The 20,233-nt window shown below is 69.6% G+C and carries 16 protein-coding genes; 9 read left to right on the plus strand and 7 right to left on the minus strand.

Features of this window, described 5'->3' with window-relative positions:
- Positions 1-8 precede the first annotated feature (8 nt).
- From DBV35_RS07615 to DBV35_RS07630, 4 genes are all read right to left on the minus strand, one after another.
- The gene (locus tag DBV35_RS07615) at positions 9-1,232 is read right to left on the minus strand and encodes an NAD(P)/FAD-dependent oxidoreductase (protein WP_108659572.1); all 1,224 of its coding nucleotides are present in this window, start codon (positions 1,230-1,232) and stop codon (positions 9-11) included.
- Positions 1,232-2,956: a hydantoinase B/oxoprolinase family protein gene (locus DBV35_RS07620; protein ID WP_205648501.1), complete on the minus strand. Its 1,725-nt coding sequence runs from the start codon at positions 2,954-2,956 to the stop codon at positions 1,232-1,234. Before DBV35_RS07620 ends, DBV35_RS07615 begins: the two co-directional genes overlap by 1 nt.
- A gap of 1 nt (position 2,957) precedes the next feature.
- Positions 2,958-5,039, minus strand: a complete 2,082-nt coding sequence (locus DBV35_RS07625; RefSeq protein WP_108659573.1) for a hydantoinase/oxoprolinase family protein — start codon at positions 5,037-5,039, stop codon at positions 2,958-2,960.
- Positions 5,040-5,114: 75 nt separating this feature from the next.
- Positions 5,115-6,023, minus strand: a complete 909-nt coding sequence (locus tag DBV35_RS07630; protein ID WP_108659574.1) for a LysR family transcriptional regulator — start codon at positions 6,021-6,023, stop codon at positions 5,115-5,117.
- Between the two features lie 209 nt (positions 6,024-6,232).
- Here DBV35_RS07630 and DBV35_RS07635 point away from each other — a divergent pair, with 209 nt between their 5' ends.
- Entirely contained in the window at positions 6,233-7,996 is a 1,764-nt protein-coding gene (locus tag DBV35_RS07635) for a methionine synthase family protein (protein WP_108659575.1), read from the plus strand.
- Complete coding sequence (locus DBV35_RS07640) at positions 7,993-8,772, plus strand: pyrroline-5-carboxylate reductase family protein (RefSeq protein WP_108659576.1); 780 nt, start codon at positions 7,993-7,995, stop codon at positions 8,770-8,772. The genes DBV35_RS07635 and DBV35_RS07640 overlap by 4 nt, the downstream gene beginning before the upstream one ends.
- Positions 8,773-8,778: 6 nt before the next feature.
- Here the strand turns inward: DBV35_RS07640 and DBV35_RS07645 are convergent, their stop codons facing one another.
- Together DBV35_RS07645 and DBV35_RS07650 are read right to left on the minus strand one after the other, a co-directional pair.
- A complete protein-coding gene (locus tag DBV35_RS07645; RefSeq protein WP_108659577.1) occupies positions 8,779-9,858 on the minus strand; it encodes a LacI family DNA-binding transcriptional regulator in 1,080 nt (359 codons plus the stop codon).
- On the minus strand, positions 9,855-10,730 hold the full coding sequence (locus DBV35_RS07650; protein ID WP_157961623.1) for a DMT family transporter: 876 nt from the start codon (positions 10,728-10,730) through the stop codon (positions 9,855-9,857). The genes DBV35_RS07645 and DBV35_RS07650 overlap by 4 nt, the downstream gene beginning before the upstream one ends.
- Positions 10,731-10,900: 170 nt before the next feature.
- Here DBV35_RS07650 and DBV35_RS07655 point away from each other — a divergent pair, with 170 nt between their 5' ends.
- From DBV35_RS07655 to DBV35_RS07685, 7 genes are read left to right on the plus strand one after another with little or no spacing between them, the layout of a single operon-like run.
- Positions 10,901-11,776, plus strand: coding sequence for an isocitrate lyase/PEP mutase family protein (locus DBV35_RS07655; RefSeq protein ID WP_157961624.1), 876 nt, complete (start codon positions 10,901-10,903; stop codon positions 11,774-11,776).
- 4 nt (positions 11,777-11,780) lie between these two features.
- Positions 11,781-12,773, plus strand: coding sequence for a TRAP transporter substrate-binding protein (locus DBV35_RS07660; RefSeq protein WP_157961625.1), 993 nt, complete (start codon positions 11,781-11,783; stop codon positions 12,771-12,773).
- Between the two features lie 26 nt (positions 12,774-12,799).
- Positions 12,800-13,303, plus strand: coding sequence for a TRAP transporter small permease (locus DBV35_RS07665; protein WP_108659581.1), 504 nt, complete (start codon positions 12,800-12,802; stop codon positions 13,301-13,303).
- Positions 13,300-14,577 carry a TRAP transporter large permease gene (locus tag DBV35_RS07670; RefSeq protein ID WP_108659582.1) on the plus strand — a complete coding sequence of 426 codons (1,278 nt, stop codon included), beginning with the start codon at positions 13,300-13,302 and terminating at the stop codon, positions 14,575-14,577. Before DBV35_RS07665 ends, DBV35_RS07670 begins: the two co-directional genes overlap by 4 nt.
- Positions 14,578-14,609: 32 nt before the next feature.
- Positions 14,610-16,727 (plus strand): hydantoinase/oxoprolinase family protein, encoded by a 2,118-nt coding sequence (locus tag DBV35_RS07675; protein WP_170134888.1) that lies wholly within the window; start codon positions 14,610-14,612, stop codon positions 16,725-16,727.
- A gap of 14 nt (positions 16,728-16,741) precedes the next feature.
- On the plus strand, positions 16,742-18,469 hold the full coding sequence (locus DBV35_RS07680) for a hydantoinase B/oxoprolinase family protein (protein ID WP_108659584.1): 1,728 nt from the start codon (positions 16,742-16,744) through the stop codon (positions 18,467-18,469).
- A gap of 19 nt (positions 18,470-18,488) precedes the next feature.
- Positions 18,489-19,166 (plus strand): RraA family protein, encoded by a 678-nt coding sequence (locus tag DBV35_RS07685; RefSeq protein WP_108659585.1) that lies wholly within the window; start codon positions 18,489-18,491, stop codon positions 19,164-19,166.
- Between the two features lie 33 nt (positions 19,167-19,199).
- On the opposite strand, the gene DBV35_RS07690 is transcribed toward DBV35_RS07685, so the two are convergent.
- Positions 19,200-20,180, minus strand: a complete 981-nt coding sequence (locus DBV35_RS07690) for a bifunctional helix-turn-helix transcriptional regulator/GNAT family N-acetyltransferase (RefSeq protein WP_108659586.1) — start codon at positions 20,178-20,180, stop codon at positions 19,200-19,202.
- Positions 20,181-20,233: the final 53 nt, after the last annotated feature.

Below are 20,233 nucleotides of genomic sequence, written 5' to 3' on the forward strand. Positions count from 1 at the left end.
GCGGTCGCTCATATCACCGCGTTCTCGATGAACGGCTCGCCGCGCGCGATCCGCCCGAAACTGAAGCAGGAGAGGTCGAGCGCGCGGAACTCGCCATAGGTGAGCATCTCGGCCATGCCCCGCCCCATCGCCGGCCCGTGCTGGAGGCCGTGGCCGGAGAAGCCGCACTGGAAGTGGAAGTTCGCGATCCGCGTGTGCGGGCCGACGATCGCGTTGTGGTCGAACGCGTTATACTCGTAGTGGCCGGCCCATTCGGAGACGACGCGGATCGATTCGAACTGGGGGATGCGGTCGGCGAGGATCGGCCACACGCGATCCTCCCACACGTCCGGATCCATCGTGAAATCGTCGGGGTCGACGGCGGGGTCGACGACCGGGGTGCAGCCGGCGAGATAGGCCTCGCCCGCCTCCTGGCGCATGTGAATGCCGGTCGGGTCGATGGTGAGGGGGAGCGCGCGGTCGAGCGGCCGCTCTGCGGTGAAGACCCAGCTATAACGCTTGCGCGGCTCCACCGGGACCGCGACGCCGACCATCGCGGCCGTCTTCGCCGCGCGGGTGCCGGAGGCGTTCACCACCTGCCCGCAGGCGACGACCGCGCCGGAGCGCAGTGTCACCGTCTCGACTCGGTCACCGGCCGCGTTGAGGCCGATCGCGACCACCTCGTCGCCGACATATTCGACACCGCGCCTGATCGCCGAGCGGCGGAACCCGTCGAACACCGCGGTGCCGTCAAAATAGCCCTCGTCGACGGTGTTGTGGCTGCCGAGGACGATGTCGTCGACCCGGTAGAAGGGGTAGGCGGCCTTGATCTCGTCCGCCGTCATGAGGCGGGTGTGCGCGCCGGCCTCGACCTGGATGCGGTGGTTGGCGCGCAGCGCGTCGGCGAAGGTCTCGGTCGCGGCGAGGTAAAGGTAGCCGAAGCAGTGGATCGAGAGCTCCGGGAAGAGGTCGCTCCCGCCCATCATCGCGCGGAAATTCTTCACCACCTCCGCGCCGAACTGCGAGCAGCGCACGTTGATGGCGTCGGAATATTGCTGGCGGATGCAGCTGTTGGAGAGGCTCGTCGCCGCCTTCTCGTAGGTCGGGTCGCGCTCCACCACGAGGACGGAGCCGGTGAAGTCCGGGTTCTCGGTGAGGAACCAAGCCGTCGCCGAGCCCTGCATCGCGCCGCCGACGATGACGACATCGTAGCTTGACCGGCTCGGCCGGTCGGAAAAGCCGGGGCGGGCCATCAGAAGATGTCTCCGCGCGCCGCCGCGTCCTGGATCGTCGCGATCTCGGAGTCGGCCATGCCGTAGGTGTCGCGCGCGGTCTCGGCGGAGATGTAGCCGAGCGCGAGGTCGCGCCGCACGAGCGCCGGATCGCGCGCCTTCGGGTCGCCCGAGCCGCCGCCGCCGGGGAAGGCCATCTCGACGCGGCGACCGTGCGGGACGAATTGCTTGCCCTTGCCGCGCAGCGGCGTGCCGTCATCGAGGCCGATGGTGGTGGGCGCGCCGTTGCCGCCGCCGCGCCGTCCGCGCGCGGGATGGTCGAGCCGGTCGAGCATCGCCGAGATGTCGAACTCCTGCCCCTCGCGCGCGCCGACCTCCATGTACTGGCCGAGGCCGCCGCGGAAGGCGCCGGCGCCGCCCGAATCCGGCCGCAGCTCCTTGCGCCAGATGATCACCGGGCCGGCCTGCTCGGTCGCCTCCACCGGCATGGTCATCACGCCGGAGGGGAAGGCGGTGGCGCTCATCCCGTCCTGCGCCATGCGCGCGCCGGAGCCGCCCGAATTGAAGGTCAGCACCTCGGCGCGGATCGCGTCGGGCGGGGCGGGGGCGTCGGTGCGCGGGCGCAGCGAGATCTGGAAGTTGCACAGGCACCCCGCGCCCTCCGCCGGCACCGTCTGCGGCAGGAGCTGGTCGAGCGCGCCAAAGATCGCGTCGGGGATCATGTGGCCGATGATGTGGCGCAACGCGACCGGGGCCGGGTGCTTGGCGTTGACGATCGTGTTCTCCGGGGCCGAGATCTCGAACGGGGCGAGGGAGGCCGCGTTGTTCGGGATTTCGGGCGCGATCACGCACTTCAGCGCGTAGCAGGAATAGGCCTTGGTGTAGACGAGGGGGACGTTGATGCCCTTCTTGTCGACACCCGACGTGCCGGTGAAGTCGCACGTGATGCGGTCGCCCTCGAAGCTCACCTTCACCACGATGTCGATCGGCCGGTCATAGCCGTCGATCTGCATCCGGCCGGTGGCGCTCCCGTGCGGCAGCGCCGCGATCCGCTCCAGGGTCGCGCGGCGGGAGTTCTCCAGGATGAAGGCCGAGATGTCCTCCAGATCCTCGAGCGCGAACTCCTTCAGCGTGTCGACGAGGCGGCGGTGGCCGATCTCGTTGCAGGTGGCGAGCGCGTAGATGTCGCCGACGAGCTGGTCCGGCTCGCGCACATTGCCGCGAATGATCTTGAGAAGCGTCCGGTCGACCTCGCCCCGCTCGGCGAACTTCATGATCGGGAGGTAGAGCCCTTCCTCGTAGACCGAGTTCGCGTCCGCGCCGAAGCCGCGCCCGCCGATATCGACGACGTGCGCTGTGCAGGCGAAGAAGCCGACGAGGCGGCCTTGATAGAAGGAGGGCGTGACGACGGTGATGTCGTGGAGGTGGCCGGTGCCTTCCCACGGGTCGTTGGTGATGTAGACGTCACCCTCGAACATCGCCTGGCGGCCGATGCGGCGGATGAAGTGGGCGACGGCGTCGGCCATCGCGTTGACGTGGCCGGGCGTGCCGGTGACGGCCTGGGCGAGCATGTCGCCGTGGACGTTGTAGATGCCGGCCGACAGGTCCCCCGCCTCGCGCACGGAGGGCGAGAAGGCGGTGCGCACCAGCGCCTGCGCCTGCTCCTCGACGACCGAGATGAGGCGGTTCCAGATCACCTGATTGGCGACCTTCGACACCTTGTTGGAAACCTTGGGTCCGTTCATCTCAGGCCTCCTTGGTGACGATGTCGATCGACCCGTCCGCGAGGGCGACGGCGCGCCGGCTGCCGGGGACGACGACGGTGGTTTCGTTCTCGGTGACGAGGGCGGGCCCGTCGACGAAGGTGCCGGGGGCAAAGGCGTCGCGCGCGCAGACCGCCGCTTCGCCGACGGCCCCGCGCGCCGCGTCGAAGAGGGCGCGGGTGCCGGCGGGTTCGGCCGGGCGGCTCGCGCTCACCGCGCGGCTCGGCTTCACGGTCTGGGACGGGGTCGCCGCGTTGACGGAGAAGACGGTGATCTCGGCCTCAAGCCCCTCGACGGAGCGGCCGAAGATCGTCTCATATTCGCGCTCGAAGAGGGCGAGGATGTGGGCCGCGTCCGGGGCCTTCGCGTCCTGCGGCGAAAGGGGGACCGGGATCTCCCAGCCCTGGCCGCGATAGCGCATATAGACCTTGTGCTCGGCAAGGATCGGCGCGTCCGCGTCGCACGAGCGGACGAAGGCGGTGGCCTCGGCGCCCATCTCGGCGAAGAGGGCGGCGACGGCTGCCGCGTCGAAGCGGGAGAGGCGCGTCAGCATCGTGCGGTTCGCCTCGAAGGCGAAGGGGGCGCGCAGGAACCCGATCGCCGAGCCGACGCCCGCCCCGATCGGGACGAGGCAGCGGTCGATACCGAGCTTCTCGCACAGTCGCGCCGCGTGGAGCGGGGCGGCGCCGCCGAAGGCGATCATCGTGTACTGGGAGAGGTCCTCGCCATTCTCCACCGCGTGGACGCGGGCGGCGTTCGCCATGTTCTCGTCCACCACCTCGGCGAGGCCGTAGGCGGCCTCCATCGTGTCCATGTCGAGGGGGCCGCCGAGCACGTCGGCGAGCGCGGCCTCGGACCGGTCGGGATGGAGGGCGATGGAGCCGCCGGCGAAATTGTCGGGGTCGAGCTTGCCGAGGACGAGGTCGGCGTCGGTGACGGCCGGGCGCGTGCCCCCGCGCCCATAGCAGGCCGGTCCCGGCTCCGACCCCGCGCTCTCCGGCCCGACGCGGATCTGGCGCATCACGTCCACATGGGCGAGCGAGCCGCCGCCCGCCCCGATCTCGACCATGTCGATGACGGGGATCGAGATCGGCATCCCCGACCCCTTCTTGAAGCGGTAGGAGCGGGCGACCTCGAAGACGCGGGCGGTCTTCGGCGTCTGGTTGCGGATGAGGCAGATCTTGGCCGTCGTCCCGCCCATGTCGAAGGAGAGGACCTTGTCGAGCCCGTGGCGCGCGGCGATGTTCGCGGCGAACACCGCGCCCCCGGCCGGGCCCGACTCCACGAGGCGGACCGGGAATTCCGCGGCCGTCTCCAGCGAGATGATGCCGCCGCCCGAATGCATCAGGAAGACCGGGCATGCGACGCCCTCGGCCGCGAAGCGGGCGCGCAGGCGGCCGAGATAGCTCGCCATCAGCGGCTTGATGTAGGCGTTCGCGATCGTCGTGTTGAAGCGCTCATACTCGCGCATCTGCGGCGAGACCTCGCTCGACAGCGACAGCGAGACGCCCGGCAGCGCCCGGCGCAGCACCGCCGCGATCGCCTTCTCGTGCGCGTCGTTGACGTAGGCGTGGAGGAGGCCGATCGCGACGCTCTCATAGGCGCCCGCCCTCAGCGTTTCTGCGAGCGCCTCAACCTCGTCCATGTCGAGCGGGGCGAGCACCGCGCCGGTCGCGTCGACGCGCTCGTCGACGACATAGCGGCGGTTGCGCGGCAGGAGCGGGGCGGGGAGCGTCAGGTCGAGATCGTACTGCTCGAAACGGCTCTCGGTCCGCATCTCGATGACGTCGCGGAAGCCCTTGGTCGTGACGAGCGCCGTCTTCGCGCCGCGCCGCTCAATCAGCGCGTTGGTCGCGAGCGTCGTGCCGTGGATGATCTGGCCGATGGCGGAGGGGGCGAGGCCGGCCTTGGCGCAGACCTGGTGCAGGCCCTCGACGATGGCGTCTTCGGGCGCGGCGTACGTCGTCAGCACCTTCGTCGAATGGGTGCCCGACGGCGTCTCCAGGACGACGTCCGTGAAGGTGCCCCCGATATCGACGCCCAGTCTATTCGCAGCCAACGCCATGAATCGCGCTCCAACCCTCGGAAATTGCCTGTTTAATGCCGGCCGGCCAACCGGGCGAATTGGGAAATTCCATCCTCATGATGGGTTTTCGTTATCCTCGATGCACTGTTGCGATAACGACAAGGCGATGCGTGCGGCCTCGGCGACGGTCGGCTCGGTGGTGTCGGAATTGTAGCGGGCCGCGAAGGTGAGCGCCTCGGGCGCCCAGCCATAGTCGAGCGCGACGAGGTGGCCGGCTTCGATCTCGCCCGCGACCATCGCCTGGGGCATGCAGGCGATGCCGAGCCCGTCCTTCGTCATCTGCAGGCAGGGGCTCATGTTCATCGACGGCATGATCCGCGCGTGGACGCCCGCGCCGTGGAAGTGGGCGGCGATCTCCTGGAAGGGCTTCGTGCCGCGCGCATGGGTGAGGATCGGGTGCGCTGCGATGTCGGCGGCGGTGAGGCTCCCGGCGGGCAGGCCGAGGCCGGGGGCCGCCGTCCACACCATCGGATAGCGGCCGAGATCCACCTCGCCGGAGGTCGCCGTGTCGAACGGGCCGGTCTGGATCGCAAGGTCGATCGAGCGGCTGCGCAGCATCGTGGTGAGCTTCGCCGAAAGGTCCACCGTCAGCTCCACGATGACGTTCGGGTAGCGCGTCTTCAGCGCCGTCAGGTAGGCGGCGAGCCAGGTGTGGACGATCATGTCGGTGACGCCGAGGCGGATCGTCCCCTCGAAGAGCGCGTTGTCGCCGACGGCGGCGAGGAAATCCTGCATCGCGGCGAGGACGCGTCGGGCGTGGGGCAGCAGTGCCTCGCCCCGCGCGGTGAGCCGCACCGAGCCCGCGTCCCGCTCCATCAGCGTGACGCCGAGCCGCTCCTCCAGCGCGGCGACGCGGCTCGAGATGTTCGGCTGCGTCGTGTTGAGCCGTTCGGCTGCGCGGCGGAAGCTCTGGAGCTCTGCCACGTGGACGAAGGCCGCGATCTGTTTCGGGTTGAGGGACAAGCTGGTCCGTTCCGGGTGAGGCGCCGGCGCGGAGCCGGCGGTCCAATCATGGAGACCGCGTCCCGGAGCGCAAGCGCTTGCGTGCCGCCGGCGGGGGCGCGGCGCACGCGATGATGTCGCGGCGCGGGCGCGCGAGTGGCGAGCCGGGATTGAAGGGGCCCCGCGCGATCCATAGGGATGGCAGGCGCGGGGCGCGATGGAGAGGGCCGATGCGGGTGATCGAGGGGACGGACATGGTGCGCCGCACGGTCCTGCCGGAGGCGATCGACGGGCGCGCGTGGCTCGCGGCCGGCCGGCGCTGCGCCGAGACCGTGCGCCTCGGCCCATCGCCATGGCTGAGCGCGGCGGGCGTCGCGTGCGAGCGCGACCTCAAGGAGGCGGCGCGCGCGGCGGGGCGCGTCACCTTCCACGCCCAGATCGGCTATCGCGGCCTCGACATCAGCGCCCGCGCCTGGGCCGAGATCCACGACCGCCTCGCCGAGCACGGCGCCGCGCCCGACCGCTACGGCATCTGCCTCGACTGGAGCATGGGCTATCCGGCCGCCGACCGCGCCGGCCGGCCGCGCGGCACCGGCCTCATCATGGACGATGCGGCCGATTTCCGCCGCCTGACGGGGATGGCGCCGGTCGCGCCCCATTTCGGCGACTTCGTGCTCGGGATGCCGGCCGCGTTGGAGAACACGGCCGCCGCGTTGCAGGCCGGGGCGACGGCGATCGGCAACATGGCCCAATATTTCACCTTCCGCCTGCCGCACTGGGCCGACGATGTCGCCACCACGCGGGCGACGGTGGAGGCGCTCGGCCTCATCGCCGGGCAGAGCGTGCCGATCCTCGTCCACTCCAATCTCGACGACGGGTACGCCGCCTGGTTCGAGAACATGGGCACCACGATCGGCTTCGCGATGATCGAGCGCTGGCTGGTGGAGGAGCTCGTCGGCACGCCGCTCGCCCACTGCTACGGCCACACCTTCACCGACCCGGTGAAGCGGATGGCCTTCCACTTCGCCCTTTCCGAGATCAATCCGACGCCGGGCTCCATGATCTACGGCAACACCACTCTTTACGGGGCAGTCCCCGCCGCAAACTGGGGCGCGCTCGCGAGCTACATGACCGTCGACGCGCTCTCCCTGATGCTGCGCCCGACGGGGCACGCGCTGACGCCGATTCCCGTCACCGAGGCGCAGCGCATCCCGGCGGTGGAGGAGATCGTGGAGGCCCATCTCGCCGCGCGCCGCGTAGTGGAGCGGGCGGCGGCGCTCCGCCCCCTGATCGACACCGGCCGGGTGGAGGCGATGGCGGCGGACATGCTCGCGACCGGCCGCGCCTTCCACGACCGCGTCCGCGAGGGGCTCGACGATCTCGGTTACGATCTCGGCGACCCGGCGGCGGTGATGCTGGCGCTGCGCCGGATCGGCCCGCTCGCCCTCGAAGCGCGCTTCGGCGGCCCGTCGGCGGGCGCGCCGGTGACGAGCCCCTTCGTCTCGGAGATCGACGCGCTCGCGTCGGACATCGTCGCGGGGGTGGCGGATGAGGACCGTCGCCTCCTCGCCGAGGCGGGCGGGCGCGTGGTGATCGCGACGACCGACGTCCATTTCTACGGCAAGCGCCTCCTCGGGATCGTCCTCGCCCGCCTTGGGATCGAGGCGATCGACGCGGGCGTCTCCGTCGATCCCGACGCGCTCGCCGACTTCGCGGTGGCGGCGGGGGGCGACGCCGCGATCGCGATCTCCACCTATAACGGCGTCGCGCTGAGCTTCGCCCGCGCCCTCAAGGGCGAACTTTCGCGCCGGGGCGTCGCGCCGCCGGTCTTCATCGGTGGGCGGCTCAACGAGATCATGGACGACACGCACTCGCCGCTGCCGGTGGCGGTCGACAACGAGATCCGCCAGCTCGGGATCACGCCCTGCGCGAGCGTCGAGGACCTCATCGGCGCGCTCGCGGCAAGGGCGCGCGCGGGGAGGGCGCCGGCATGACCGGCCCGCACGACGCGGACGGGCGGATCGGCATCCTCGGCGTCGGCCATCTCGCCGAGGCGCTGGTGCGCGGCTTCCTGCGCGGCGGGATCGCGGCGGACCGGCTCGTCCTCGCCCCGCGCGGCCACGGCCCGGCCCTGTCGCGCACGCTCGGTCTCCCGCTGGCGGCCGACAATGCGGCCCTCGTCGAGGAGTGCGGGACGATCATCCTCGCGGTCCGTCCCAAGGATGCGGTCGCGGCGGTCTCCGGCCTTCCCTGGGGGGAGGGGCAGCTTCTGATCTCGACCTGCGCCGGGGTGGCGATCGACGCGCTCGCCGAGGCGGCGGCCCCGGCCGGGATCTGCCGCGTGATGCCGCTGACGGCGGCGGCGTTCGGCGCGAGCCCCACCGTCCTCTATCCCGACCACCCGGACGCCCACGCGCTCCTCGCCCATGTCGGCCCGGTCATCCCCCTCGCGGCGGAGGCGGAGTTCGAGGTCGCGACGGTGAGCGCCGCCGCCTATGGCTGGCTCCAGGCGATCGCTGCCGGCTGGATCGACTGGCAGGCCGCGGCCGGGCTCGATCCCGCGACCGCCCGCCGCCTCGCCGCCGCGACGCTCGTCGCCGCCGGCCGCAACATCGAGGGCGAGACCGCGCCCGTCGACGCCCTCCTCGCCGCCCTCACGACCCCCGGCGGGATCACCGAGGCCGGCCTCCAGCGCCTTCAAGCGCACGAGATCGATGCGGCCTGGGTGGAGGCGTGCGAGGCGGTCCGCGCGAAGCTGAAGGGGGCCTGAGCCCCGTCAGTCCGTCACGGTGGAGCCGCCGACGACGAGGTCGACGGGCAGGACGATCTCCGTCTCCTCGAACCGGCCATGCTCCAGCCGGTAGAGGATCGCCTTCGCGGCGACCGCGCCCATCTCGTAGGCGTGGGAGGTGATGGTCGTCAGCAGCGGGTCCGCATACTGGCGGAACTCCATGTTGTTGAAGCCCGTCACCATCACGTCCTGCGGCACGCGCAGCCCTTGCGCCTTCATCAGCTTCACCGTCGCGATGCCCATGTGGTCGTTGAGCGACAGGAACGCGTCGGGGCACGGATTGTCGGCGAGGAAGGCGAGGAGGGCGGCTTGCGTGGAGGCGAAGCTCATGTCGCCGCAGGGGATGATCGCGCACGTCTTCTCCCCCGAATCGCGGCCGAGCCCCTCGCGGATCCCGATGAGGCGCTGCGAGGCGCCGGGCCGCATGATGCCGGGCGTGAGGACGGCGAAGCGCTTCGCGCCGAGGTCGCGAACATGCTGCGCAATGAGCTGGCCGCCTACGAGATCGTGCTGTCGGATCACGCAGACATTGGGCAGGTCGTTGCGCAGGCCCACCTCCTGGAAGGCGATGATCGGCTGGTCGAGCTTGGAGAGACGCTCGATCAGCTTGGCGCGGTAGCCGTCCGACCCTTCGAGGAAGACGCAGACCGCATCGGTGCGGCCGTGCTCGAAGACGAGCGAATCCTCGACATCGAGCGTCGGGGAGGCCTGGAGGAGCATCCCGTAATTGTAGTCGCCGAGCGTGGCGCTGAGGCCGCCCGCGATCTGCGCGATGAACGGCTCGCCGAGGAAGGTGCCCGACTGGTCGATGATGAGAAGGCCGACCGTCATCGCCCGCGAGCGGCGCAGGTTCCGCGCCCCGGCATGAGGGCGGTAGCCGACCTTGGCGATCGCCTCCTCGATCCGCTGGCGCGTGTCGGGCCGCAGGAGGTCGAAGCGGCCGTTCACGACATTGGAGACCGACATCACCGAGACGCCGGCCGCGATCGCGACCTTGCGCATGGTGGGACGCGGGGCGGGCGCGCGCGGCGCCTTCTTGCCGGATTTTGGCGGGGGCCGGGTCATGCGCGCACGCGCCTCAGATCCAGCACAGCCGGGACGACGATCGCGGACAGGACCACGCCTCCTCCGATGAGAACATGAATGGTGGGCACTTCGCCGACGAGGAGGAGGACCCAAATCGGCCCAAGTATCACATGGATCAGAGACAGCAACGCGAGCTCCGACGCTTTCAACTCTTTCGACCCAAGCGTAAAGGCGACGAGACCGAGACCGGTCTGGAAGATTCCGAGCGCGATGCACATGGCGAGGTCGTGCGCGGAGATCGCGAAATCGTCGAGCATGAACCCGGCGACGATGGCCGAGAGGATGCCCGCCACCGCGTTCGCGGGCAGCATGTCGCCCGACCGCCCCCCGCGCATGCACACGATGTAGCTCGCAAAGCAGCATGCCCCGACGATGGCGATGAGGTTGCCACGCAGGAAGGGGCCGGAGAAGTCTGCGCCGACCATGATGGCGATGCCGCACGCCGCCGCGATCGCACCGAGGAAGGTTGCACGGGACGGGGATTCGCGCAGCACGAGGAAGGCGAGGAAGGCCGCGATGAAGGGCACCGCGGCGAGGATGAGGAGCGTGTTCGCGACGTTGGTGTTGATGATGGAGAACACGAACGCGATGAAGGCCGCGGCGAGGAAGAGGCTCGCCGCGCTCCCATAGCGTCCGATCCCGACGATGCGCGACGCGAGCGAGCCGCCCCCGCCGAGCATCTGCATGGCGATGAGGAGGACGACGGTCTGCGTCAGCGAGCGGTAGAAGATGATCTGCCAGCCCGACGCGCCCTCGATGAGGCGGACGAGCACGCCGCCGAGGCTCCAGAACAGCCCGGCGATGAGAACGAGGACAAGGCTGCCGGAGCGGCCAACTTTACTTGGGCTCAAAGGGTAAAGCTCCACCACCGATTGTCCCTGTCGAATAACGAGGGAAGGGGAATTGACTTCACAACAGGAACCTGCATGGATTGTATCGTTAAAGTGACAAATGCCGACGCAGTTTGTAACGTTAAAGTTCGGCTAGAAAAAGGGCATTTATGCTGGGCAGATGCAAGCAAATGCGTCAGCTTCTGGACAGGGACGGTCTGCTCGTCGCCCCCGGCGCGTATGACGGCCTGTCGGCCCGGCTTGTCGAGCGCGCCGGCTTTCCCGCGATCTACCTCACCGGCGGCGGCATCGCCCGCAGCTTCGGCCGGCCCGACAATGGTGCCACCACCATCGCCGAGGTGGTCGACCGTGTCGCCTCCATCGCCGCCGTCACGACGCGCCCCCTCATCGCCGACCTCGACGCCGGTCATGGCGGCGTCGCGATGATCCGCCGGGCGGTGCCCGCGATGGCCGAGGCCGGCGCCGCCGCGATCCACCTCGAGGATCGCGAAGTCCCGCGCCGCTTCCGCAACGACGCCGACAACATCCTTTCCGCCGCCGAGATGACCGGCCGCATCCGCGCCGCGCTCGACAGCCGTCCGGACGGCGATTTCGTCGTCATCGCGCGCACCGACGTCGCGCCGCTTCTCGGCCTCGACGAGGCGATCGACCGGGCGAACCGCTACGCGGACGCCGGGGCCGATGTCATCTATGTCGAGCACATGAAGACGCTCTCGGAGATGGAGGCGGTCGCCCGCCGCGTCGCCGCGCCCAAGCTCGTCAGCCTCAACAAGGGGCTCGGCGACACGCCGCCCGCCGCCGATCTCGCCGCGATGGGCTTCAAGATCCTGACCCTGCCGGCGGACCTCCAACTCGCCGCCATCCACGCCATGCAATCCATCCTCGCGCATCTCGACGCGACCGGGACGACCGTCGGCTTCGATGCCATGGTCGCCTTCGGCGCGCGCGATGAGATCGTCGGCCTTCGCGAGGCGAGGGACATCGAAGGCCGTTACCTGCCCGACGGCCGTGAACCCACTCCGTCACTCCAACAACTGGGGGAATAATCCCGTGCGCATCTCAGCTTCTCTCGCCGGCGCTTTGATCGTCGGCCTCGCAGTCACCACGCAGGCGGACGCTCAGACCGTCCTGCGCTTCGGGCACCAGAACGGGCCCGACCACTCGCTCCACCTCTCGGCGCTGAAATTCGCCGAGCTCGTGGACGAGCGCACCAATGGCGAGGTCAAGGTCGAGGTCTACCCGTCCGCCCAGCTCGGCGGCCTCAACGACCTGTGGGCCGGCGTGAAGATCGGCACCATCGACATCGCGGGCTCCCTCCCGGCGACCGTCGCCGTCGACCTCGTCCCCTCCGTCTCGATCTTCGACGCGCCGTACATGTTCACCGGCGTCGACCATTTCGAGAAGGTGTGGACGGGTGAGATCGGCCAGGAGATCGCCGCCGAGCTCGCCGAGAAGGCCGGCGTGCGGCTCCTGTCGATGGAGACGTTCGGCTCGCGCCAGCTCACCGCCAACAAGCCGATCCTGAAGCCGGAAGACCTCGCGGGCATGAAGATCCGCGCCGTCACGCTGCCGACCTTCATCGCCACCATCGAGGCGATGGGCGGCACGCCGACCCCGATGGACTTCACCGAGGTCTATCAGGGCCTGATGTCCGGCGTGATCGACGGGCAGGAGAACCCGCCGGCCTCGATCTACACCGCGCGCTTCAACGAGGTGCAGTCCCACCTCATGATGACCAGCCACATCTTCGGCGTCGTCACCGTCATGATGAACGAGGGGGCCTTCTCGCGTCTCACGCCCGAACAGCAGGCGATCCTCATCGAGGCCGGCAAGGAAGCCGGCATCTATGGCAACGAGGTCGCGGGCAAGCAGCAGGAGGAGATGCTGGCGGCGCTCGAGGCGAGCGGCATGACGATCGTCGGTCCGGAAGACGGGCTCGATGTAGAGGCGTTCCGCACCCGCGTGCGTGAGAAGGCGCTGCCGAAGATCTCGGCCAACTGGCCCGAAGGCCTGATGGACCGCGTCCAGGCGCTCGCCGACTGATCGATCGCCCACAGGGGAGGGGGTTCATGATGGTCGTGGTCAATCTCATCGCGGCGGCGAGCCGCATCGCGGCGGGGCTCATCCTCGCCGCCATCGTCGCCGTCACGGCCGTGGCCATCTTCTACCGCTATTTCCTCGGCACGCCGATCATCGCGACGGAGGAGTTGAGCCGCGTGCTCCTCATCCTCCTCGCTTATTGCGGCGGCATCGCGCTGCCGCATCTGCGCGAGCACATGGCGGTGGAGTTCACCTACGACCTCCTCCCGCCGCGCGCGCAGCTCGTCCTCGATTTCATCCACTATGCGCTCGGCGCGGCCTTCCTCGGGATCCTCGCCTATAGCGGCTACCAGGTCACCGGCTCGATGGGCGGCATCCGCCTGCCGGCGCTGCAAATCCAGGTCTCCAACATCTTCACCATCGTGGCGGTGGCGTGCGCGCTCCATGCCCTCGTCTATGTGCGGGACCTCGTGGCCCTCATCGTGACGGCGTGGCGTGGCCGCACCCCCTCCGCGTCGCGGGGCGACGCATGAGCGTCTATCTCATCTGCCTTGTTATCCTGATCTTCCTGCTGATCCGCGTCCCGGTCTTCATCGCCATCGGATCAGGCTGCGCGATCTACTTCCTGACGAACAATTACAGCCTCGCCACCGTCGCCGCCCGCTTCTTCTATTCGATCGACATCTTCTCGCTGCTCGCGATCCCGCTCTTCGTGCTCGCCGGCAACCTGATGAACCGCAGCGGCGTGACGGAGCGCATCTTCCGCTTCTGCAACAGCCTCGTCGCCGCGATTCCGGGCGGGCTCGGCCACGTCAACGTGATGTGCAGCCTGATCTTCGCCGGGATGTCCGGCTCGGCGCTCGCCGATCTCGGCTCGCTCGGCCGCATCGAGGTGAAGGCGATGCGCGAGGCCGGCTACCCGCTCCCCTTCTCGATGGGGGTGACGCTCGCCTCGTCGAGCCTCGGCCCGGTGATCCCGCCGAGCATCGCGGCGATCGTCTACGCCATCAACGCGAAGGTCTCGGTCGCGGGCCTCTTCCTCGCCTCGATCGTGCCCGGCCTCTTTCTCGGCCTCATGATGATGCTGTTCGTGTCGATCTGCGCGATCCGCGGCAACTTCCCGCGGCACGAACTGCGCCCGCTGCGGCAGGTCTGGCGCGACTTCCTCTCGGCCCTTCCCGCGATGGTGACGCCCGCGCTCCTCATCGGCGGCATGACGGCTGGCATCTTCAGCCCGACCGAGGCCGCGGCCGTCGCCGTGCTCTATTCGCTCTTCCTCGGCCTCGTCGTCTATCGCGCGCTGCGCATCGGCGAGATCTGGCCGTGCCTCGTGGAATCCTCGCGCGAGGTCGCCTCGCTCCTCCTCGTGGTGGCGGTCGGCATCGTGTTCGGCTGGATCCTCACCGTCGAGCGCGTGCCGCAGGACATCGCCGCCTTCATGGTGAGCGTCTCGGGCGATGCGACGGTGCTCCTTCTCCTGGTGGTGGCGCTCGCGCTCGTCCTCGGGTGCTTCATGGAGGTGACGGTTCTCCTCCTCCTGCTGCCGCCCATCATCCTGCCGCCGCTTCTGGCGGCAGGCGTCGACCCGCTGCAGGTCGGCGTCGTCCTCATCATCACGGTTTCGATCGGGATGTTCACGCCGCCCTTCGGGGTGGGGCTCTTCGCGATGCAGCGCATCGCCGGCGCGCGCTACGCGGACGTCGTGATCGGCTTCCTGCCCTGGCTGGTGCCGCTCCTCCTCAGCGTCGTGATCCTGGTCCTCTTCCCCGGCATCGTCCTGTTCCTCCCGAGAGCGCTCGGCTTCTGAGCGCCTCGCGGACAAGCTTCATGGAGTTATCAATGGACATCCTCGCCTCACCATGTCGCGTCGGCGCCGACATTGGCGGGACCTTCACCGACCTCGTGCTCCTCGCCGAAGACGGCACGATCGTCCGCCGCAAGGTCGCCTCGACGACAGACGACTATTCGCGCGGGATCGTGGAGGGGCTCCGGGACGCGCTCGGCGAGACCGGCGGAGAGGCCAGCATCGTGAAGGAGGTCCTGCACGGCACGACCGTCGCGACCAACGCCATCCTCGAATATAAGGGCGCCCGCTGCGGCCTCATCGCGACGCGCGGCTTCCGCGATATCCTCGAGCTGCGTCGCCTGCGCATGCCCCAGCTCTACCGGCTCGACTGGAACAAGCCGGCTGAGCTGATCGAGCGGCAGATGCGCGCCGAGGTGACGGAGCGGATCGCGGCCGACGGCTCCGTCGTCACCCCGCTCGCACGCGAGGAGGTGCTCGCCGTCACCGCGAGCCTCCTGGAGCGGGGCGCCGAATCCATCGCCGTCGCCTTCATCAACTCCTATGCGAACCCCGCGCACGAGATCGAGGTCGGCAAGATCATCGCCGAGGCCTATCCGGACCTGCCGGTGTCGCTCTCCTCGGCGATCCTGCCGGAGATCCAGGAATATGAGCGCACGAGCACGGCGGCGGTGAACGCCTACGTGCAGCCGACCGTGCGGCGCTATCTCACCAATCTGCGCGCGAGCCTCAACGACGCGGGCGTCGTCTCGCCGCTCCTCATCATGCAGTCGAATGGCGGCCTGATCTCGAGCCGCGGCGCGGGCGCGATGCCGGTGCGCATCATCGAATCCGGCCCCGCGGCGGGGGTGATCGCCTCGCGAGAGATCGCGCGCCTCTGCGGCTACCAGAACCTCATCTGCTTCGACATGGGCGGCACCACCGCCAAGGCCTCGCTGCTGGAAGAGGGGCGGCTCCAGGAGTCCGGCGAATATGAAGTCGGCGGCGGCGTGTCGGTCGGCTCGCGGCTCAATCGCGGCGGCGGCTATGTCATCCGCGTGCCCTCGATCGACATCGCCGAGGTCGGCGCGGGCGGGGGCAGCCTCGTCAGCTTCGACGCGGCGGGCGGCCTCAAGGTCGGCCCCGAGAGCGCCGGCTCCTATCCGGGCCCGGTCTGCTACGGCAACGGCAACACCCAGCCAACCGTCACCGACGCCAACGTCACGCTCGGCTATGTGAGCCCGGGCGGCCTTGCGGGCGGGAGCCTCAAGATCGATGCCGACGCCTCGCGCGAGGCGATCGCCGCGCGGGTCGGCGCGGTGATCGGCGCCGAGCTCGGCGACGCGGCGCTCGGCGTCCACACGATCGCCAACGCCTCGATGATCCGCGCGCTGCGCTCCGTCACCATCGAGCGCGGGCGCGATCCGTCCGACTTCGCCATGTGCGCCTTCGGCGGCAACGGGCCGATCCACGGGCCGCACATCGCGCGTGAGCTCGGCATCAAGCAGGTCATCGTGCCGCCGTGCCCCGGCATCTTCAGCGCCTTCGGCCTGCTGCTTGCCGACGTCGAGCACCACTACATCAAGAGCGTGCGCCAGCCGCTCGAGGCGATGAACGCGGAGGCCTTCGCCGCCCGCTTCGCCGACATGGAGGAGCAGGCCCGCATCGGCGCCTCCGACCCCGAATATCCGCTCGGCGAATACAGCCTCCAGCGCAGCGTCGTCCTGCGCTTCGTCGGCCAGAGCTTCGGCTTCGCGGTCGACCTGCCGGAAGGGCCGATCACCGAGGCCGAGATCGCCCGCCTCCCGGCCCGCCACCTCCAGGAATATAGCCGCACCTACGGCTTCGAATCGCCGGGCGAGAAGCTCGAGGTGGAGAGTCTGAAGCTCGTCGCGCGCGGCGCCGCGGCCGCCTCCGACAAGTGGCTCACCGCCGCCGCCGGGACCGAGATCGACCACGCCGCCCCGCCGACCACCCGCATGGCCTATTTCGGCGGCAAGTGGGGATGGCGCGACACGCCGGTGATGACCCGCTCCGGCCTCACCGACGCCCCGCTCGCGGGCCCCGCCATCATCGAGGGCTACGATTCCACCGCGATCGTCCCGCCGGACTGCACGGCCGAGCTCGACCGCTTCGGCAACATCATCATCAACGTCGCCGTCCTCGACGCATGAGAAGCCAGAAACCCATGTCCGACCCCATCCAGATCGAAATTCTGAAGAACGCGCTGACGTCGGTCGCCGACGAGATGGCGCTCACCATCCTCAGAACCGCCCATTCCCCGATCATCAAGGACGGCGCCGACTTCTCGACGGCGCTGTGCGGGCCGACGGGCGAGCTCCTCATCCAGGGGCTCACCATCCCGCAGCATCTCGGCTCGATCCCGGACGCGCTGCTCGCGGTGCTGCGCCACTATCCCGAAGGGCTGAAGCCGGGCGACATCCTCATCCAGAACAACCCCTTCGACGGGGCGATGCACCTGCAGGACATCTTCGTCTTCAAGCCGGTCTTCCTGCCGTCGGACCAGACGAAGGTCATCGCCTTCGCCTGCGCGATCGCCCACCATACCGATGTCGGCGGGCGCGTGCCGGGCTCCAACGCCAGCGACTCGACCGAGATCTACCAGGAAGGCATCCGCTTTCCCGTCATCAAGCTCTATGACGCGGGCGTGCCGAACCAGGCGGTGCTCGACATCCTCGCCGCCAATGTGCGCGTGCCGGACATGGTTCTCGGGGACCTGCGCGCCACGCTCGCCGCCTGCCACTATGGCGAGCGCGAATATCTGAAGCTCGTCGAGCGCTACACGCCGGACGGCCTCGAGACGCTGCTGACGGACTATCTCGACTACACCGAGCGCCTCACGCGCGAGGAGATCCGCCAGCTTCCGCAGGGCACCTACGAGTTCGAGGACTACCTCGACAATGACGGCATCAGTGAGGACCGCATCACGCTGCGCGTCGCGCTGACGATCAAGGGCGACGAGGTCATCGCCGACTATACCGGCTCCTCGCCGCAGGTGCGGGGGGCCCTCAACGGCACCGAGTCCTTCACCAAGGCGAACACCTATCTGGCGCTGCGCTGCGTCTTCAAGGGTGACCTCCCGAACAATAGCGGCTTCTTCCGGCCGATCCGCGTGATCGCCCCGGCGGGCACCATCTTCAACGTGCGCCACCCCGGCGCGTGCGCGGCGCGCGGCCTCACCGGCTTCCGTCAGACCGACCTCGTCCTCGGCGCGCTCGCGAAGGCCGTGCCGGACCGCGTGATGGCGGCGCCGGAGGGGGGCAACACGTTCGTCTCCATCGGCGGCTACGACGCGGTCGAGGGCTCCTTCGTCCATTGCGACATGATATTCGGCGCCTGGGGCGGCTCGCGCTACCGCTCGCACGGCGACGCGATGCCGATCGTCCCGTCGAACTGCACCAACATCCCGATCGAGATCATCGAGGCGCAATATCCGCTGCGCTGCGAGCAATATGGCTATGTGCCCGACACGGGCGGGGCGGGGCGCTCGCGCGGCGGCCTCTCGATCGTGCGCGACCTCAAGCTCCTGCGCGGCGAGGCGATCCTCCAGGTCCGCTCCGACCGCAACACGATCCGCCCCTGGGGCCTCCTCGGCGGCGAGGAGGGGACGCCGTCGGCGAACTTCATCAATCCGGAGGTGAGCCCCGGCGGCCTGCCCTCCAAGATCACCACCCAGATCAAGGCCGGCGACGTCTACCGTCACCGGACCGGGGGCGGGGGCGGCTACGGCTCCCCGCTGGAGCGGCCGCTCGACGAGATCGAGATCGACCTGCGCAACGAGAAGCTGTCGCCCGCCTATGTGCGCGAGCACTACGCCGCCATCGTCGGCGCGGACGGGGTGACGATCGACAGGGCCGCCACCGAGGCGCTGCGCGCCCGCGAACAGGCCGCCTGAGAGACGAGAAGGATCGATCATGGCCAATGAAATCATCGTCCGCCGCACCCGCCCGCGCGTCTCCGACGAGACGCTCGCGAAGTTCGTAGGCGCGCGCACCGGCTTCGTCGTCGACGCGCGCGGCCGCTCCGGCGCGATGGACCCGCGCATCAAGGCGGTGACGAAGGCGGTCTCTTTCGCCGGGCGCGCCCTCACGGTCCGCGTGCGCCCGTGGGACAACCTCGCGGCCCATTTCGCGCTCGACCTCATCGAGCCCGGCGACGTCCTGATGATGGCCTCGGGCGGCTTCACCCAGGCCTCGGTGATCGGGGAGAAATATCTCGGGATGGCGCGCAACAAGGGCGCCGTCGCGATCGTGGTCGACGGGATGGCGCGCGACGTGCGCAACTACGATTCGATCGGCATCCCGGTCTTCGCCCTGGGCGTGACGCCGAACTCCTCCTTCAAGAACGGCCCCGGCGAGGTCGGCGTCCCGGTCTCGATGGGCGGCGTCCCGGTGATGAGCGGCGACATCATTGTCGGCGACGAGGACGGCGTGGTGGTGATCCCGGACTATCTCGTGGAATCGACCGCCGCCGCCCTCGAGGCCGTCCGCCAGAAGGAGGACGCGATGTTCGCCGCGATCTCCGCCGGCGGCCCCAAGCCCGCCGCGATGGCCCAGATCGCCGTGGACGCCCCGGTCCGCTACGTGGACTGAATAGCGCCCGCCCGGCGCGTGCGTTGAAACGATTTAAGTCCGCCGCTGAGAGGCGGCGGATTGCGGGCCCGCGGTGAGGCGCGCCCGCACGAAGCGCTGTTCGAGCACCTCGGTGCCCCATTGGTCGCCGGGGCGCTCCTCGACGCAGGTGAAGCCGTGTGCCTCGTAGAGGTGGCGGGCGGCAGCGAGGCCGTCGAAGGTCCAAAGGTGCGTCTCGTCGAAGCCTTCTGCGTCGGCGAGGGCGAGGGCGGTCGCAAGCAGCCGTCGCCCGAGCCCCGTGCCGCGGGCACTGTCGTCGACGATGAACCAGCGCAGATGCGCCGTCCCGGCGCCGAGATCCTCCCCGTCGATCGCGATCGAGCCGACCATCTCCCCGCCACGCCACGCGCTCCAGATCGCGTTGCGCGGATGGTCGAGCCGCTCGCAGAACCCCGCGAGCCCCCCGGCGACGACCGCCTCGAAGCGCCGGCCGAACCCCGATGCGCGCGCATAATAAAGCGCATGCATCTCCGTCACCCGCGCGATGAGCCCGGTCCGGTAGCCGTTCACGATCTCGATCTCGGCGTCGGGCGGGCCGCCATCCGCGGCGAGCGCCTCGGCATAGAGGCTGATGCCGTCGAGGACCGTGCCGGCGACACCGGGCGGCAGGCGGTCGAGCGCGCCCGTCACCTGCGCGCGGGCGAAGGCGTGGATCGCCGCGACGCGGCGCCGGCCGTCAGCCGTCAGCGCCAGCATCTTGATCCGTCCGTCCCCGGCGTCCGCGCTCTCGGCGACATCGCCCGAGACGACGAGCTTTCGCAGCATCCGGCTGACGCTCGACTTGTCGAGCCGCAGCCGCCCCGCAAGCGCCCGCGCCGTAAGCCCACCCCCCTCGATCTCGATCAGCGCATGGACGGCGGACGGGGACAGGTCCGTCCCCGCAAACCGCCCACCCATGAAACCAAGCTCACGCACGAGCCGCCGCGAGGCGGACCGGATCGCGTCGACCCCGTCGGGCGGGAGGGGAGTGGTCATGGGGTGGGGGTCCAGGTTGTTGTATGGTGCAACTATATCATGGGTCCCGCGCG

This window comes from Acuticoccus kandeliae (genome assembly GCF_003073115.1).